This is a genomic window from Bartonella tamiae Th239, assembly GCF_000278275.1.
Classification (GTDB): Bacteria; Pseudomonadota; Alphaproteobacteria; order Rhizobiales; family Rhizobiaceae; genus Bartonella; species Bartonella tamiae.
Genome location: NZ_JH725147.1, coordinates 1,603,223 through 1,621,906 on the forward strand (window position 1 = coordinate 1,603,223; position 18,684 = coordinate 1,621,906).

Genomic DNA, 18,684 nt, shown 5'->3' on the forward strand with positions numbered 1-18,684 from the left:
TATGATGTGATATCAAGAATACCTCTTTTGCCAAAGACAATAGCCACTGACAAGGGGTATGGCTTATATTTTCCAGATTAACCAATTTTTGCTAAATAAGCAGGAAAATATTTTTTTAGTATTAAGCAGAACTCGGTCTTTCAATTCTAATCATTTGGGGTTTATCAATTAAATGGCCATCTTCTGTAATTGTTAAAAGCGCTTTACGAACAGCAGCTTCAGTTGTTTCATGGGTGACCAATATAATGGTTTTGGTGTTTGGTAAACAATCCTTTTCCATAGGACGTTGAACTATAGATTCCAATGAGATTTGATTATCAGCCATACGTTTTGCAACAGTTGCAAAAACACCCGCTCTATCGTGAACGGTTAAACGAATGAAATACCCCCCTGCATGAGCGCGCATACGTGCTTTCTTATAAGGGTTTAACATCACAGCGGGACGTCCAAAAACAGGACCATTTTGAAATCCAGGCCTTGCTTTTGCAATATCAGCAATATCTCCAATTACAGCTGAAGCTGTTGCATCACCCCCTGCCCCGGGTCCAGATAAAAGCAAATCTCCCAACAAATCTGTTTGAATAGAGACTGCATTTGTAACATCTTGAACTTGCGCAATGACAGAAGATGTTGGCACCATAGTTGGATGCACACGTTGTTCAATGCCAGTATGCGTTTTTAAAGCAACGCCAAGCAGTTTTATTCTATATCCAAGATCGTCTGCAGCCTGAATATCTGCTAATGATATATTGCTAATACCTTCTCTATATATATTTTCAAGAGAAATGACACTTCCAAAAGCTAAACTCGTCAATAAAGCTAACTTATGAGCAGTATCATGACCCTCTATATCAAAAGTGGGATCAGCTTCTGCATAACCAAGTTTTTGTGCTTCTATAAGACAATCCTTAAATGACATGCACTCATTTAACATACGCGTTAAAATGTAATTGCAGGTTCCGTTCAAAATACCATAAACACGCGAAATAGTATTTCCTGTTAAAGACTCACGCATAGCCTTTATAACTGGAATTCCACCAGCAACCGCTGCTTCAAAATTAAGAAGAACCCCTTTTTTTTCTGCAATCTTTGCTAAAGCAACACCATGCTTTGCTAATAAAGCTTTATTAGCTGTAACAACATGATGTCCTTTTTTTAAACCACTTTCAACACAGGCGCGTGCGATACCCTCTTCACCACCAATTAATTCAACAATAACATCAACTTTATCACTAATTGCCAGTGAAAGTGGATCATCAAACCACTCTATATTTTGAAGGTTTATTCCACGATCACGCTTTTTATCACGAGCACTTACAGCAACAACGTTTACTGGTCGTCCACATTGACTTTTCAGCAACTCTTGTTTTTCTTCAAGAAGACGAACGACAGAACTCCCAACCGTTCCTAATCCTAAAACACCCACCTTTAAAGGATCTGACATAACCTATATTGCCTCATGTTCATTATTTGAAAAAAAACGTTTTATATTACGAGCCGCTTGCCTTAACCGATGTTCATTTTCTACAAGTGCAATGCGAACATGATCATCACCATGCTCACCAAAACCCACTCCAGGTGCCACAGCAACATCAGCCTTTTCGATTAAAAGCTTTGAAAATTCCAAAGATCCAAGATGTTTATATTTTTCAGGAATCGGCGCCCAAGCAAACATCGTTGCTTCTGGGGGGGGAACGTAAAAACCTGCACGTTTAAAACTTTCAACCATAACATCGCGGCGCTTGCGATAAGTTTCACGGACATATTCTATATCAGAGCCACTACCATTAAAGGCTGTTGTCGCAGCAACTTGAATGGGTGTAAATGCTCCATAATCAAGATATGATTTCACCCGCGTAAGGGCTGCGATTAGTCGTTCATTACCAACCGCAAATCCCATGCGCCAACCCGGCATGGAAAAAGTTTTAGACATTGAAGTAAATTCAACTGCTACATCAATAGCACCGGGAATTTCCAAAACAGAAGGTGGTGGTGTTGTCCCAAAATATATTTCAGCATAGGCAAGATCTGATAGCAAAATGATGTCATGTTTTTTAGCAAAAGCCACAATATCACGATAAAAATCTAAATCCGCAACATATGCAGTTGGATTAGAAGGATAATTAAGAATAACAGCAATTGGTTTGGGAATCGAGTGTTTTACGGAACGCTCTAAAGCTCTCATAAATTCTTCACCAGGCGTGGCAGGCATAGAACGAATAACACCACCAGACATAATAAATCCAAAAGAATGGATAGGATAAGTTGGGTCAGGACATAAAACAACATCGCCAGGCGCCGTTATGGCTTGTGCCATATTTGCAAAACCTTCTTTTGAGCCTAATGTGGCCACGATTTGCGTATCAGGATCAAGATCAACACCAAAACGGCGTTTATAATAATTTGCTTGGGCACGACGCAACCCTGGAATGCCGCGTGAGGTTGAATATCTATGAGTGCGCGGATCTTGCACAACTTCTGTGAGTTTATCAATCACCTTTTGTGGTGTTGGAAGATCAGGATTTCCCATTCCAAGATCAATAATATCAGCACCACGCGCTCGAGCTGCTGCTTTTAAACGATTAACCTGTTCAAAAACATAAGGTGGTAAGCGACGAATTTTATGAAAATCTTCCGACATTTACGGATCCATTAAGTAAAAAAAATTTTGACATTCTTTATTGTTCACCTTGCTCAATTTTTCGCAAAGTTTCTTCAGCTTCTCGCAAAGCATCTTCCTTTGTTTTTGATTGATTCAAGGCTGGTTGCATAGAAGGACTTGACACATTCCTAAGAGCGCGTGCTTTATTATCAAGACTTTCGGTCAATTTTTGGCGTTCTTCTTCCGAAAATTGTTCTGTTGCTGCTTTGGGCCTGATTGTAAACTTCGGGTATTGACCTTGACGATTTGCACCCGGTTGATCCGTCACGGCAAACTCTGTTCCCCGAGCACAACCGACAATCACGAATCCAAACACACAAAGGCTAACTCCACGTGCCAAAATTGATGGCTTAAACATATGTATTTATTCCTGCAAACATCTATAATTTTTATATCATTCAGCTATTAACGTGCCAAGGTCAAGAGAGGATATTTAGTCTAAACCCAGTTTTTAAACACAAATTAAAAATGAATCATAAAAGAAACGTAAAATAGATATATTAAGCCTTTTTGTAATATTATATACGCCATTGAATGAAGAAACATTATATTTTACAGGCACAGCTAAAGACTTTATGCTGCAATAATTATTTAAAATTTAGTGATATTTTTATGAATGAGAGATTGTTTTTGCTTACGATAATATTCCATCGTCGCTTAAAAAGGAAAACACATGAACTTTCATGTCGTCACTTTTTTTTAGGATGTGTCAGTTTTTTCGCTCTTTCTATGCTAAATGGCTGCACAACTTCACAAAGCCTCTCTGATCAAATGATCGAGATAGCACAATCTGAGCAAAAAAATATTAAAAGCTCAGATCAAACAACACATTTCTCTGATGACAACACATTACAAAAAACGGCTACAAATGAACAAATAACCACGCCGGATCAAAATCAAACAGATGATATGGAGCAATCAATTCTTACGACAGATGCGTCTCATGTAGACGATCACACTATGCAGACTGATTCGTCCCCTCCAAAAAGAACATCTTTATTTTCATTTAGTCGCAAAGCTAAGAATCCAACTTTGCAACAAAAAAATATTGAATCTAAAAATGATCAATTATCCAATGATATGCGTGATAATAAAACTATGAACAATACATTATTAGGCAGTGAAGCACCATCAACTGATAAAACCAACGATGAAAACGTTCAAATAACACCAGTTCGCAATCAAAACAGTCAAAAACAAGGTAGCATTATGCGTCTTTTTGGACAAAACAAAGGAAACAAACCGCAGTCACCAAATATCCAAAAAGATACCTTAGCTCTTGCAGAACCACTAAAAAAAGGTCCTCGTGACTATAATGATGAACTACCCGGTGTACGTCCTAATGCAGGAATTGTCATACAACATAGAACCACACAATATGATGATACAGATATTGATGCGAATGAAAGCGATTCAGATACTGTATACACACTTGCTTCTGTCGGTATTTACGGTCGTTCTTTACCTAATGGATTAAAAGTTGCACGTAAAGATGTTGAAGTTGCCTGTCTTAAACCACAACTTATTACCTTATTAAAAAACGTTGAAAGACGATTCGGAAAACCCGTCATTATTACATCAGGTTATCGCAGCCCATCGCACAATCGCAAAGTTAATGGCGCAAAAAGATCTCTTCATATGTCTTGTTCTGCCGCCGATATACAAGTACCTGGAGTTAATAAGATGGAAGTTGCCAATTATGTTCGCCGTTTACCAGGACGCGGTGGAGTTGGCACGTATTGCCACCAATCTATCCATGTCGATATCGGACCAAAACGGGACTGGAATTGGAGTTGTTCAGCAAAAAAATGATTTTTTTTAAAAAAAATTGATTATAGGGCTTGCGAAGAAAAACTAACCTCTCTATAAGCCCTTTCACTGGTCCGCGCCCATCGTCTAGCGGTTAGGACGCCGCCCTTTCACGGCGGAAACAGGGGTTCGATTCCCCTTGGGCGTACCAGTATTTTTTTAAATTTATATTTATTGATTGAAATGGCAAATCGAACGCATTTAAAAAACGATTGTCATAAAAGATTTAGAATATTTGCTTTATAGCGTTTTAATAAAAGATATTATATTACGTTTTACAAATAAGTACTGAGCAAATTATTGTTTATTCATAAAATAACATTCATTGTTACATTACTAGGGTTACTATATATTGAGGTAATTATAATGATTTTATAATTATAAAGAAATGGATGAGCATATTTCTATCCTAAATCACTAAATTCAGCGTTATAATTCTTTTGCCAATTTTGTTTATAGAATTCTTCTAATACCATCCAACAGCAACTTGCGCTTCTTCAGACATACGTTCAGGCGTCCAAGGGGGGTCAAATGTCATGTTGACTTCGACAAAAGCAACGCCTTCTACTGCGCTGACTGCATTTTCTACCCAACTTGGCATTTCACCAGCAACAGGACAGCCTGGTGCCGTCAGGGTCATATCAATCTTCACGGAGCGATCGTCTTCAATATCGATACGATAAATCAGTCCCAACTCATAAATATCAGCAGGGATCTCTGGATCGTAAACTGTTTTCAAAGCGGCTATGATATCATCAGTTAAACGATCAAGCTCAGCAGCAGGAATCGTTGAAATATAAGGTTGCACCTCACCATTCCATGAACCCACTGGTTCAGCAGCACATACAGTGTTCAAAGCATCAGTCATTAAAAAAAATCCTTGCCTTCTCAATGGCATCAACCAATTGGTCAATATCATCATAATTATTATACATTGCTAATGAAGCACGACATGTTGATGAGACTCCAAACCGTTGTAATAAAGGTTGAGCACAATGCGTTCCCGCACGTATAGCAACACCTTGTCGATCTATATACATAGAAACATCGTGCGCATGAATGTTCTTAATATTAAAGGAAAATATTCCACCCTTATCGGGTGCATTACCGAAAATTTGCACATTTTCAATCTTAGAGAGCTTGTCATGAGCATAATGTGCAAGTGCTTTTTCATACAAAAATAATGATTCTCTTCCTATTTGCATCATATATTTAAGAGCAGCACCCAATCCAACAGCTTCAACGATCGGTGGAGTACCTGCTTCAAAACGATGTGGTGGCGCATTATACGTTACGCTATCCATCCGTACTTCTTCGATCATTTCACCGCCACCTTGAAATGGACGCATGGCCTCAAGGCGTTCTTTTTTTCCATAAAGAACACCAATACCCGTTGGTCCATATAATTTATGACCCGTCATAACATACCAATCACAATCAAGATCTTGTACGTCAACTGGCAAATGAACTGCACCTTGTGCACCATCAATCAAAACTGGAATATCATGCTCATGCGCAATTTTAATCATTTTTTTTATCGGAAGAATGGTGCCTAGCATATTCGACATATGCGTTATTGCGACCATGCGTGTACGATCAGATAAAGCTTTTTGAAACGCTTCCAAGTCAATGGCACCATTTTCATCCACGGGAATAAAAACGAGCTTTGCCCCCTTAATTTCTCTGATAAAATGCCATGGAACAATATTAGAATGATGTTCCATAATAGTAATAACGATCTCTTGATCTTTTCCTATATGAGGCATGCCCCAACCATAGGCAACTGTATTAATCGCTTCAGTGGCGTTTTTCGTAAAAACGATAGTGTCAGGGCTTGGAGAATTTAAAAATTGTGCTGTGATTTTGCGTGCATTTTCATATGCATCCGTTGCCGCATTCGATAGATAATGCAGACCACGATGAACATTGGCATATCCTGTTTCATAAAGCGCATTCATCGTATCAAGAACAATTTGTGGCTTTTGAGCAGACGCACCATTATCAAGATAAGCCAGTCGTTTTCCATAAACTTTTGTTTGTAATATGGGAAAGTCGCGACGAATTGCCTCAACATCATAGGTCATAGTTGATGAATTCACCGCCATATTTGTCTTCCTATAAATTACGCTCTAACCAAGAATCTATGATGCTTTCTAAAACACCTTGCTGATCTTCCTGAGCGATATCATCAATCAATTCAGAAACAAATGCTTTTACAAGAAGTCCTCTTGCTAAAGGTAAGGGAATACCCCTTGCCATCAGATAAAATAAATGATTGTGATCAATCTCTGCAACCGTTGCGCCATGTCCACAAGCAACATCATCAGCAAAAATTTCTAATTCTGGTTTTGCATTAAATTCAGCAAAATCAGACAAAATAAGACTATTACATGCCATCCGAGCATCTGTTTTTTGTGCTTTTTGTGAAACCTTAATCATACCTTGAAAAGCACCCTTTGCATGATCGGTCACGACATTACGAATAATTTCGTTTGATGTACTTTGTTCCTCACTATGGCGCACCACCATCGTAATATCACTATGTGTTTTATCAGCAAGAAGATTAATAACACGCAATTGAAAATCTGATTTTTCTCCTTGTAATTCGACTTCAATTTCTTGTCGGTTAAGTTGGCTCGCAACATTAATAACATAAAGAGTAAGCTTTGCACCCTTTGCCAAAACAGATTGAAACTTCGAAAATCGTAAAGAATGATCATCACGATCACGCACAATAACCCAACTGACTTCACTATTTTCGGCTATTGTCAATAAGTTGATAGAGCTAGTGAGAGAAAGTTGATCATCGCCCAAATCACGTTCAACAATGGTCACTCTACTATCACCACCAATTGTAACATGAGAACGACTATGCGATTGCCCTTTCGTATGGATGTTTTGTAGCTCAATTGGATTTTCAAAATTTGTTTTTGCGTTTATATTTATAAGCCAACCGTCAGTGACAAAAGCCGTGTTTAATTGGCCAATAAAATCATCTTGAGCTATTTCTTCATTGAATACATACTGATCTTGCGCCAAAGCTTCGGCCAAACGGTATGAATTCACCCCTTCTAGTTGAGGATTATTAAGCGTTTTTCCGTTAAATGTTGCAAAGATTGGAGACTTTGAAAATAAAGGCGTAACCGCACTGCCTTTGTCTTCATTTTCAAATGCAGGTATCGTTTTTATAAGTGTTGGTAGATCTGTATAATGCCAATATTCAATCTTACGAGAAGGGATCCCAACCTCTTTCATCTGTTCAATAACATTATCACGAGCGGAAATGACAGATGCCCCTCCTGGAAGACTTCCAAGACTTGAATGATAACACTCTATCAGCGATGACAATATATGGGGCATTTCGAGCTGTTTATCCACGCTTATGCTCCCTTTTATCAAGCTGCTTCGCCGATTATATCGGCATAACCATTATTTTCTAAATGCAATGCTAAAGATTTATCACCACTTTTAATGATACGACCTTTATAAAGAACGTGAACGCTATCAGGCACAATGTAGTCTAATAAACGCTGATAATGCGTTATCACTAAAAATGAACGATTTTCATTTCGCAAAGCATTCACACCATCTGCAACAATTTTTAAAGCATCAATATCCAGCCCTGAATCTGTTTCGTCCAGCACGCAAAGATTGGGTTGTAATAAAGCCATTTGAAGAATTTCTGCCCGTTTTTTTTCTCCGCCAGAAAAGCCAACATTCAAGGGACGTTTCAACATATCCATGTCCATTTCCAATGTTGCAGCATTTTCTTTAACCATTTTTAAAAATTGTGGAATTTTCAACTCTTCTTCACCACGGGCTTTGCGCTGTGAATTCATGGCCACTTTTAAGAATTCCATTGTTGCAACACCTGGAATTTCCATAGGATATTGAAATGCCAAAAATACGCCCAGTGCTGCACGTTCAGCAGGATCTAAATCCAACAAAGAATGCCCATTATAAAGAATTTCTCCCTCTGTAACTTCGTAATCGTCACGTCCTGCTAAAATATATGAAAGTGTTGATTTGCCTGATCCATTTGGCCCCATAATTGCAGCCACTTCCCCATCATTTACGGTAAGATTTAAACCGCGAATAATTTCTGTTTCAGTTTCAGCAATACGTGCGTGAAGATTTTTAATTTCTAACATAGTTTAAATCCTATTTTTCAGCAGCGTTCGAAAACGCCGTAATACTTCCTCGCTTGGCGTTTATCCAACACTGCCTTCAAGACTAATTCCAATCAGCTTTTGAGCTTCGACAGCAAATTCCATCGGCAATTCTTGAATAACTTCTTTCACAAAACCATTCACAATCAAAGCAATCGCCTCTTCTTCAGGAATACCGCGCTGCATCACGTAAAAAAGCTGATCCTCAGAAATTTTTGATGTAGTTGCTTCGTGCTCAAATTGCGCTGTCGCATTTTTTGCTTCAATATAAGGTACAGTATGTGCACCACATTCATTACCTATCAAAAGGCTGTCACATTGCGTGAAGTTTCTTGCATTCGCCGCTTTACGATAAGCGGTCACCTGTCCGCGATAAGTATTATTTGAAAATCCAGCAGAAATTCCCTTCGAAATGATACGGCTTGATGTATTTTTTCCCAAATGGATCATCTTTGTTCCAGAATCAATTTGTTGATGGCCATTGGAAACTGCGATTGAATAAAATTCACCTCTTGAGTTGTCACCGCGCAACAAACATGCTGGATACTTCCAAGTTATAGCCGATCCAGTTTCAACTTGCGTCCATGATATTTTCGAATTATCACCGCGGCAATCACCCCGTTTGGTCACAAAATTATAGATCCCACCGTTGCCATCTTTATCTCCCGGGTACCAATTTTGGACGGTCGAATATTTGATTTCTGCATCCTTCATTGCCACAAGTTCAACAACTGCGGCATGAAGCTGATTTTCATCACGTTGAGGTGCAGTACAGCCTTCAAGGTAAGAAACATAAGCCCCTTCATCCGCAATAATAAGTGTGCGCTCAAACTGTCCTGTGTTGCGTTCATTAATCCGAAAATAAGTTGACAGTTCCATAGGGCAACGAACACCTTTAGGAACATATACAAATGAACCATCTGTAAAGACAGCAGCATTTAATGCCGCATAATAATTATCTCCAGCAGGAACTACAGATCCTAAATAGTCTTTTATAAGATCTGGATGTTCACGAATTGCTTCTGAAATAGAACAAAAAATAACGCCTGCTCTTGCTAACTCTTCTTTAAAAGTCGTAACAACTGATACAGAGTCAAATACAGCATCAACAGCAACACGACCCGATGAATATATACTGTCATCCATAGCTGAGGGTTCTGTTTGTTTGCGAACACCTGCCAATATTTCTTGCTCTTTTAAAGGGATACCAAGCTTTTCGTATGTTTTTAAAAGCTCTGGATCAACTTCATCTAATGATTTAGGCCCAGTTTGATTTTTAGGTGCAGCATAATAATAAAGATCTTGAAAATCAATTTTAGGATAGTTCAATTTTGCCCATTTAGGTTCAACCATATCCAACCAACGACGAAATGCTTGCAGACGCAAATCCAGCATCCATTCTGGTTCACTTTTCTTTGAAGAGATGAAGCGAATAATATCTTCGTTTAAACCTTTTGGTGCCTTATCCGTTTCTATATGCGTTTCAAAGCCATATTTATATTGATCAACATCAATATCACGCACTTGGCTGATAGTTTCCTGCACTGCAGGCATGAGCGTTCTCCATCCTGGCCGGGTCAAAGTTCGGCAGTTGTCGACTATATTTATTCGCAAACAAACGTATTTATAGTCTAATTTAGGATTAATTGAACCAGACTTCAATAATAAAACATGATAAATCTAGTCAAGGTTATCATTTGCTTTTTAAAACAATTCTAAAGTAGATTTCAAGTGGTCTTTTTTATTTTTTTATGAACAATCAATTTTTCAACTGTTTCAATGAAACGATCAATATCCCGAAGATTTGTCGTCCAGCCAGTTGAAACGCGAATAGCCCCTTCAGCGATTTCAAGTCCCATTGCCGTTAAAACACTACTTTGTTTAACTTTACCTGAAGAGCAGGCTGAACCAGCAGAAACAGAAAATCCCGCAAGATCTAATCCTATTTGCAATGTTTCAGCTTTAATGTCAGACACAAAAAAATATGTTGTGTTTGGCAATCGTGGAGTATTATCCGCAATAATTGTCACATCATTACTGAGCGCACGAAGCTTTGATTCAAGATGATGGCGCAAATTTAGCGCTTTTTTATACTCATCATCTGAAGGTTCTTTTGCCATCGCTTCGCCAAAAGATGCAATGAGAGGCAAAGCTTCCGTTCCACTGCGAAATCCACGTTCTTGCCCACCCGCAACGATAAGCGGTATCGGCATTAACATTTCACCTTTAGATACAAAAGCACCCACCCCTTTGGGGCCGCCTATTTTATGAGCTGCCAATATAAAAAAATCACCTCCAAATTCGTTTATATCAACAGAAGATTTCCCAATATATTGTACCAAATCAACGATAAGAACACCACCAGATTTTTGAACAATTTGAGCCATTTCTTTTATAGGTTGCAAAACACCAGTTTCACCATTTGCAGCTTGGATGGCAACCAGTGGCAAACCTTTACTTTTATCATGATTTTCAAGCTTTTGGATCAAATCAATTTTATTTATAAGACCTTCTTGATCCACCTTAATGTATGTTCGATCATTAACTGCAAAACGCCCACCTTCATAAATACATGGGTGTTCCGTCGATCCAATATAGAGATGAGAAAAAAACACGTCGTTACGCCCCATCTTAAAATGAGGCGTTAAAAGTGTCATTGCTGCTTCACTGGCACCTGATGTAAAAACGACATTATCTGGACGTGTCTTTAATCGATCAGCAATTTGACGCCGAGCTTTTTGTAACAAAGCTTTTGAGGCACGTCCTTCCTGATGAACAGAAGAGGGATTGCCAAATAAATCAAGCGCTTCAATGAGGGTGAGACGAGCTTCATCTGACAAGGGTGTTGTTGCATTAAAGTCGAGATAACAGCGTTGCAATGACATAATTTCATCCTAAACATCAAATTTTTCAGTTTTATTTTCAATAATTAACGCAATTTTCTTGAAATGTGCACCCATAACAGACTATCTAGGCTTAAGAAAACACACCAAGGTCAAATACGGCATTAAATTATCATCGTTTCACAATACAATAAAATGTGAAGTGAGCCGTTATAGTAAGGAGCGCTTTATGCCTGAAGTTATTTTCAATGGTCCAGCTGGTCGTTTAGAAGGGAGATATCAACCTTCTTATGAAAAAAATGCACCAATTGCCATTGTTTTGCATCCCCATCCTCAATTTGGCGGAACCATGAATAATAAGATTGTATATGATCTTTTTTATATGTTTCAGCAGCGTGGATTTACGACATTACGATTTAATTTTAGAAGCATCGGTCGTAGCCAAGGAGAATTTGATCATGGTGCAGGCGAACTTTCTGATGCAGCCGCAGCTTTAGATTGGGTTCAGGCTTTGCATCCTGATTCTCAAAATTGTTGGATCGCTGGTTACTCATTTGGTGCGTGGATTGGTATGCAACTTTTAATGCGACGCCCAGAAATAGAAGGATTTATTTCTGTTGCACCACAACCCAATATTTATGATTTTTCATTTTTAGCTCCCTGCCCTTCATCAGGCTTAATTATACATGGTGACAATGATCGTGTAGCACCTTCTAAAGATGTGCAAGGTCTTGTTGATAAACTAAAAACACAAAAAGGTATCACCATTACTCAAAAAACTCTTGAAGGTACTAATCACTTCTTTTCAGGTCAGGTTGAAACTTTAATAAAAGATTGTTCAGAATATCTTGATCGTCGCATGGCTGGAGAATTGTCAGAACCAAGAATGAAGCGATTACGCTAATAACGTATTTTTTAAGATTTTCTAACTAAAATGCATAAAATAAAAATGACTTATTAAAACATGTAGAAAATTTAAAACTTTATGTTTTAATAAGTAATTGTTTAAGAATGTCATAAAATTCTAGGCACATATTTATTTAAAATACATTCCAGCTATTAATATTTGGAATGGAATTTATCTCGTATTTTGGGGCGAAACCCAGACACCACCGCTCACAGGATGTGAGGTTCCTGTGGTTGTGTGATATGTCAAGGGAAGGTGATAAAAAGACCGAATGGCAAGATAAGCCCAAGCTTCTGCCTCCATAAAGTCAGCATGAAAACCCATATCTTCTGCTGTAAATAATTTACTTTGAAATTTACCTGCAAACCATTGTAACCATTTCATAATTGACAAATTATGAACACCGCCACCAGAAACAATTAATGTCTTGGGCAAACGCGAAACATGACGAAATGAGTGAAAAATACCATAAGCAGTTATATAACTTAGTGTCGCTGCACCGTCTTCAACATTGACGTCATCCGTAGAAAGTGACTGAAAACTGCGCCAATCCAAAGAACGAGGTACCGCATCTTGAAAATAGTCATGTTTCAGATAGTACTCAATGATATTTTTATTAAGCTTTCCTCTTATCCCAATCTTACCATTTTTATCAAAAAACTTTTTTGTCTTTTGACGTATCCATTGATCGATGAGTGCATTACCAGGTCCACAATCAAATGCATAAATTTTCTCACCATCAATCCATGTTGTATTGGCAATTCCGCCAATATTGACAAAAGCGATCGGATTATGAATAGAAGAAGATAATTTTTTTGCTAGAGCTTGGTGATAAGCTGGAACAAGTGGTGCACCCTGCCCACCATGCTTCATATCATTTGCTCGCATATCAAAAACAACATCAATACCAGTCTTATCGGCTAGCCATTGTCCATCACCAATTTGAACTGTAAGTGCTTGATCAGGTTTATGTAACAGCGTTTGTCCATGAAAACCTATAAAATCAACATTTTGGGATTTCATTCCTGCTCTGTTTAATAATCCATGCACCGCTGTTACATGTTTTTCAGTCAATTCACGTTCAATTTTTTTAAGATTTCCAGGACGTTCAAGACGATTTTTAATATCTCGTGAATCATCAAGACTTGCTTTTAATGATTTTTGGAATGATTTTTCATATGAAAGAGAAAAATGCGCAAGAATATCAACTTTATCATAACCATCACTTTTCAACAGTGCGGCATCAATTCCATCCATTGAGGTACCACTCATTAAGCCTATCGCCATTTTTATGGAAGACATGATCTGCTTTCTTGTTAATTACGTTTATTTTATGATAAATCGAATTTTATAAAATTTACTTATCGTTTTCTCTAAGGTTTTATCAAGGAACAAAATTAATGTCCCGTTTCAAATCCGAATTTTTAAATATTATGAATGAACGCGGTTTTATTCATCAAATGTCTGATGAAAAAGGATTAGATGATCTCTTTAACACAGAGATTGTCACGGGTTATATTGGTTTTGATCCGACAGCCAACAGTCTTCATGCTGGTGGGCTCATTCAAATCATGATGTTGCATTGGATGCAAAAAACTGGTCATCGTCCTGTTGCACTCATGGGTGGCGGCACTGGTATGATTGGTGATCCATCTTTTAAAGATGAGGCAAGACAACTTTTAAGTGTTGAAAAAATTGCTGAAAATATTGCTGGTATTAAAAAAGTATTTTCTCACTATATCACTTTTGGTGATGGACCCACTGATGCTTTGATGGTCAATAATGCAGATTGGCTTAAAGATTTAAATTATCTTGAATTTTTACGTGATGTTGGGCAGCATTTTTCCGTCAATAGAATGTTATCATTTGACTCGGTGAAATTACGCCTAGAACGTGAACATTCTCTCTCCTTCCTTGAATTTAATTATATGATATTACAAGCCTATGATTTTGTTGCTTTAAGCAAACATTATAATATGCGCTTACAAATGGGCGGTTCTGATCAATGGGGAAATATCGTGAACGGTATTGAACTTGGCCATCGTATGGGATCAAAACAACTTTATGCCCTCACCTCCCCTTTATTAACCACATCTTCAGGTGCAAAAATGGGGAAATCATTAAACGGAGCAGTTTGGTTAAACGCTGATCTTCTTTCTCCTTATGATTTTTGGCAATATTGGCGAAATACAGAAGATGCTGATGTTTCAAGATTTTTAAAACTCTATACAACTTTACCTATGGATGAAATTACCAAATTATCCGCTTTAAAAGGGTCTGAACTTAACGATGTTAAAAAAATATTAGCAACGGAAATAACAGCATTATTGCACGGAAGAGAGGCGGCTGATAAAGCCGCAGAAACTGCACGTCAAACATTTGAAGAGGGCAGTTTAGGCTTTGATTTACCACGAATTTGTGTTGAAAAATCAAGATTAAACAATGGTATTGGTCTGCTCGCATTATTAGTGCAATCGGGTCTTGCAAAATCAAATGGTGAAGCACGTCGTCATGTCCAAGGTGGTGGTGTGCGTATCAATGGTAACGCAATTGACGATGATACTTATATCGTTTGTGATAAAGATTTAAATGACCAAGATATTATCAAGCTATCATTTGGAAAAAAACGTCATGTCATCGTTGAAATAGGCGGATAGCCTATTTCAACGAAATAAGAGAAAAAATATGACTTTTTTCTCTTTATCTTATCTACGCTTTATTTTATTTAAAATGATTAACGTATTTCTCATTGAAATTCAAAAATAGACCGAAAAATACCAGGCGCAATTGCTGAGATCGGGTTTACAATTACTTGTGGTTTTTTGGTATTTCCTTCTATTTTAAATGTTATACCAAATAAACCACGATCACGTCCATTTCCTAAGACGTGACCAATCAATGGTACTTCACCAAATAAACGATTTAAACCATATGCTGGCATAAATGTTCCGGTTATCGACATATTTCCAGCTGAATCATAAACAATCCCTTGAAAGGTTGCGCCGACTTTTGGTCCTCTTACAACCCCTTGATCTAAAACAAGATAATTACTTCCTTTACCAATATTGGCAAATGCTACATCAAAATCAACACGCGAACTATCTATTTGACCATTAACATCATCATTAAAACTTCTACTATTTTGCGATGGGCTCGATGAAACTAATTTTGCGAGTTTATCTTCGTTAACAACAGAAAAATTTGCAACACGAACAGGACCAGATAAAGCTGTATTTTGTGATGAGGTTAAGCTTGCACTGAGGTACCCACCGCGGACTTTATCATAATAGTTCATGAATCTTAGAATAGCACCAGCATTACCGCTTGTGACGTCAATATTTTGTTGTCCTTGTCCATTTGAAATATGAACATTCACAGGTAAATTATTTTGTGTATTTGCTGTTGCTTCAATATTAAGACCGATGTTTGGTTGAATATTCACTGAAGCATTAAGAGTGTTTAGCTCTTCATCATAAAAACCCAAAACTTTGGCTATGTTTGCTTTTATTGAAATGGCTTCATTACCTGAAGTGTTTGATGAAGGTTTCCCCATTTTTTGTATAAGGGCTCGTGCATCAAAACTTTGTCCACTTATTGCAAGATCATAAGATTTTGTATTTCGACGAATTGTTAGACTTATATCATCATTTCGACTTAAATTTGCTTTTGTAAAAGTGGCACTCGAAAGTTTTTTATTAACAATATGTATTGCACCATTTACTTGCAGATTTAATCCTGAAAGCTCAAAATTTTCAATTGTATATGCTGATTGATTGGATATATCTGCAGGAATATCTAAGGAGACATTGGTCGCAACACCTTTACCTTTTTTCCATCCAATCCAAGGAATATCAACATCAGCATTTGTCAAATCAGATTGAATGTGACGTTTCCCATTGATTTGCGAACCAATATTAACTGTTATTGGACCTGATAGAAAATTATTTAAAAATGGGAAATATTTTGTTCGAATATTATCATCAATATTTAAACTTATTTTCTCACTTTTTTTTATTTTTGAATTTGTGAATGGTTGTACGATTTCTAGATTTGCGGGCAGTTCATTTAATAATGCTGATGCCTCAATTTTGGCCCCAAGTTTATCAATGATTGCATGCCCATTTGCTTGTGAAAGAAGAATACCATTCATAGGCTCGGCAAGCGTTAAATCTGAAAAAGCAACATCAGCAGTATAGCTTATTTGTCCACGCGGTGTATCACGTGTGACAGGAAAACGTAAATTCAGCTCAACGTTTATATCCCCAGTTGCTTTATCTGGATCAAAAGGTAAGCGTGAACGGGCATTGATAGGTTTATATTGAATAATTTCACCTGCCGATGCAACCGAACCGTGCGCCATAAGATTCATTTCTGCATATACTGGACGCTGAAAGCTCCAAGGAATAACCATAACGCCTTTTGAAGCGTCTAATCTTTTACCATCAGAAAGATACGCTGTTGCTTTTTTTAAATTAAGTGTCGTTGTCGCACCATCAACCGCTATCGTGCCTGAAATATCATGTAATGATGGTAAATCACCAACCAAATTCGCACGCGTCTCTCGTATCTTACCTCGCATACGAAATTCATGTTCACTTAATAATGGCGCTGGTTGTCCTGGACGAAAAAAACCAAGTGGCAAAGCAATTTCAATTGTGCCATTTTCTATCTTACCGCCAGAAATATTCGCGCCAATCCATCGTCTTGCTCCAGCTGCAATATTAACTGGCCAAAGTTGTTTGGCCGCACTGACATCCATATGAGGTAGGATGAAACTAAAATTCGTTTCAGGACTTCCCTCTCCAAATCTTAAATTACCGTGTCCAATCAAATTTCCAAAATTTGTCTGGATTGTCATTTGGTCAAATATTGCTTTTTTATCCAATGCATTAAATTGACCAGCAATATTTAAAGAAAAGGATAAAGGCTTTTCTGGCATATCACGCGTCGATGCGACAGCCTTATTTGAAATAATATTAAAGCCATAATCATTTTCAGGTTTATGACCTTGTTCTAAAACAGGTAATAATCCAATCGTCCCTTCTAAAGGAAGGTAAACGCCGCCCAGTGTTAATTCAGAATGGGTTATATTTATATTTCCACTTTGAGGTTTATGCAGCATTGTAATATCGAAATTTGCAGGGATATTTTGTGCTACGCCTAAATCCAATTCACCTTTTTTCATTAAAACATGCAATTCGATAGTGGGCGCTTCAGTAATTGATTGCCGCGTTGCATGTAATTGAATGTCAGTATTACCTTTAAGACGAAAGTGACCGTTATTTATTTGTCCATTTGGCAAATAAGGCGATACACCATCTGCTGCACCCAAGTGAAGAGGTATTGATCGTAGACCTAAAACAATATTTTTTGCCGATTGATTTTGATAATCAGCATGCCCCATCATTTCAAAAGCATGACCATCCCAACTTAAACGCGAAGTGAGAGTAGTTATATCGGATTTGTGCAAAAAACGTAAATCATCAATATGAAGCGGTATACTATCAGTTGCTGGCAAACGAAAAGAAACATTTTTCAAAACTATAACATCTACTGACATACGGCGAAGTGCATCTGCCCCCATATCAAATGATGGAAAAAGTGTATATATAGCAGCATCAGGATCAATGCGACCAAACTGATCTTTGGGCAACTTATTAATAAAATTATTATCTTTGCTTGGAGGAAGAATAATATTGGTATCATGAAGTTCAATTTGATCCATTTGCAATTGCCCTAAAAGCAATCCCAATGAAGATAAACCAACTTTGATCGATCCGATTTTATCCACCTGAAAATCATAACGAATATCACGTAGTGTTACATTTTGTGCTTCAAATGCAATATGATAATTTTCATCCAATGATAAGCGCACATCGGAAACTTTAATATCAGCGATATCTTTGAGTTGTCGCGATAAAACCGTCTGCATTTTCGAAGTTAAAAACGCTCCACTGATTCCTACCTTTAATAAAACGAAAAATAATAAAAGAAAAATAACCAAAGTCAGTGACAACCAAGTGCACAATTTTCTTATATGGTATAATCTTTTTTTTCTTAAGCGAGGTGTTTTAATCCTTATACAGTCTTCATGATTTGCGGAAGGAAATTGATCGAGTTTTTTGATATCGTGTTTACGAAAACGAATTTGTTTATGTGAATCAGACAAACTAAAAAAACCCCACGATGATTCAACGCAAATAATCAATAAATTATCAATTACAACGACACTATGATCTATCAAATAGATATCATTACAGTTATATGTATGAAACGTTTATCATGAAAAGAAAG

The 18,684-nt window shown here is 37.4% G+C and carries 14 protein-coding genes and 1 tRNA gene; 4 read left to right on the forward strand and 11 right to left on the reverse strand.

Going from position 1 to position 18,684, the window contains the following annotated elements; genetic code table 11:
- Positions 1–121 precede the first annotated feature (121 nt).
- The 3 genes from ME5_RS07235 to ME5_RS07245 are packed head-to-tail and all read right to left on the reverse strand — an operon-like array spanning position 122 to position 3,020.
- Entirely contained in the window at positions 122–1,444 is a 1,323-nt protein-coding gene (locus tag ME5_RS07235; RefSeq protein ID WP_008039788.1) for a homoserine dehydrogenase, read from the reverse strand.
- 3 nt (positions 1,445–1,447) lie between these two features.
- Positions 1,448–2,641: an LL-diaminopimelate aminotransferase gene (locus ME5_RS07240; protein WP_008039789.1), complete on the reverse strand. Its 1,194-nt coding sequence runs from the start codon at positions 2,639–2,641 to the stop codon at positions 1,448–1,450.
- Between the two features lie 37 nt (positions 2,642–2,678).
- Positions 2,679–3,020 carry a hypothetical protein gene (locus ME5_RS07245; protein ID WP_008039790.1) on the reverse strand — a complete coding sequence of 114 codons (342 nt, stop codon included), beginning with the start codon at positions 3,018–3,020 and terminating at the stop codon, positions 2,679–2,681.
- Positions 3,021–3,433: 413 nt separating this feature from the next.
- On the opposite strand from ME5_RS07245, the gene ME5_RS07250 reads away from it, so the two are divergent.
- A complete protein-coding gene (locus tag ME5_RS07250; protein ID WP_425338813.1) occupies positions 3,434–4,474 on the forward strand; it encodes a YcbK family protein in 1,041 nt (346 codons plus the stop codon).
- A 73-nt stretch (positions 4,475–4,547) separates the two neighbouring features.
- Positions 4,548–4,622 (forward strand) — tRNA-Glu (locus tag ME5_RS07255).
- Between the two features lie 315 nt (positions 4,623–4,937).
- Here ME5_RS07255 and ME5_RS07260 read toward each other — a convergent pair.
- From ME5_RS07260 to ME5_RS07285, 6 genes are all read right to left on the reverse strand, one after another.
- A complete protein-coding gene (locus tag ME5_RS07260) occupies positions 4,938–5,339 on the reverse strand; it encodes an SUF system Fe-S cluster assembly protein (protein WP_008039793.1) in 402 nt (133 codons plus the stop codon).
- Complete coding sequence (locus ME5_RS07265) at positions 5,332–6,576, reverse strand: aminotransferase class V-fold PLP-dependent enzyme (protein WP_008039795.1); 1,245 nt, start codon at positions 6,574–6,576, stop codon at positions 5,332–5,334. The genes ME5_RS07260 and ME5_RS07265 overlap by 8 nt, the downstream gene beginning before the upstream one ends.
- A 10-nt stretch (positions 6,577–6,586) precedes the next feature.
- Positions 6,587–7,849 carry a Fe-S cluster assembly protein SufD gene (gene sufD / locus ME5_RS07270; protein ID WP_008039797.1) on the reverse strand — a complete coding sequence of 421 codons (1,263 nt, stop codon included), beginning with the start codon at positions 7,847–7,849 and terminating at the stop codon, positions 6,587–6,589.
- A gap of 17 nt (positions 7,850–7,866) precedes the next feature.
- On the reverse strand, positions 7,867–8,622 hold the full coding sequence (sufC, locus tag ME5_RS07275) for a Fe-S cluster assembly ATPase SufC (RefSeq protein WP_008039799.1): 756 nt from the start codon (positions 8,620–8,622) through the stop codon (positions 7,867–7,869).
- Between the two features lie 60 nt (positions 8,623–8,682).
- Positions 8,683–10,194 (reverse strand): Fe-S cluster assembly protein SufB, encoded by a 1,512-nt coding sequence (sufB, locus tag ME5_RS07280; protein WP_008039802.1) that lies wholly within the window; start codon positions 10,192–10,194, stop codon positions 8,683–8,685.
- Positions 10,195–10,367: 173 nt separating this feature from the next.
- Positions 10,368–11,525 carry a cysteine desulfurase family protein gene (locus tag ME5_RS07285; RefSeq protein ID WP_008039804.1) on the reverse strand — a complete coding sequence of 386 codons (1,158 nt, stop codon included), beginning with the start codon at positions 11,523–11,525 and terminating at the stop codon, positions 10,368–10,370.
- A gap of 187 nt (positions 11,526–11,712) precedes the next feature.
- Here ME5_RS07285 and ME5_RS07290 point away from each other — a divergent pair, with 187 nt between their 5' ends.
- Entirely contained in the window at positions 11,713–12,387 is a 675-nt protein-coding gene (locus ME5_RS07290; RefSeq protein WP_008039806.1) for an alpha/beta hydrolase, read from the forward strand.
- Between the two features lie 174 nt (positions 12,388–12,561).
- On the opposite strand, the gene ME5_RS07295 is transcribed toward ME5_RS07290, so the two are convergent.
- Entirely contained in the window at positions 12,562–13,692 is a 1,131-nt protein-coding gene (locus ME5_RS07295) for an anhydro-N-acetylmuramic acid kinase (protein WP_035000185.1), read from the reverse strand.
- Between the two features lie 98 nt (positions 13,693–13,790).
- On the opposite strand from ME5_RS07295, the gene tyrS reads away from it, so the two are divergent.
- Positions 13,791–15,047, forward strand: coding sequence for a tyrosine--tRNA ligase (gene tyrS, locus ME5_RS07300; protein ID WP_008039809.1), 1,257 nt, complete (start codon positions 13,791–13,793; stop codon positions 15,045–15,047).
- Positions 15,048–15,136: 89 nt separating this feature from the next.
- On the opposite strand, the gene ME5_RS07305 is transcribed toward tyrS, so the two are convergent.
- Positions 15,137–18,322, reverse strand: a complete 3,186-nt coding sequence (locus ME5_RS07305) for a YhdP family protein (protein WP_245256506.1) — start codon at positions 18,320–18,322, stop codon at positions 15,137–15,139.
- Positions 18,323–18,684 lie beyond the last annotated feature (362 nt).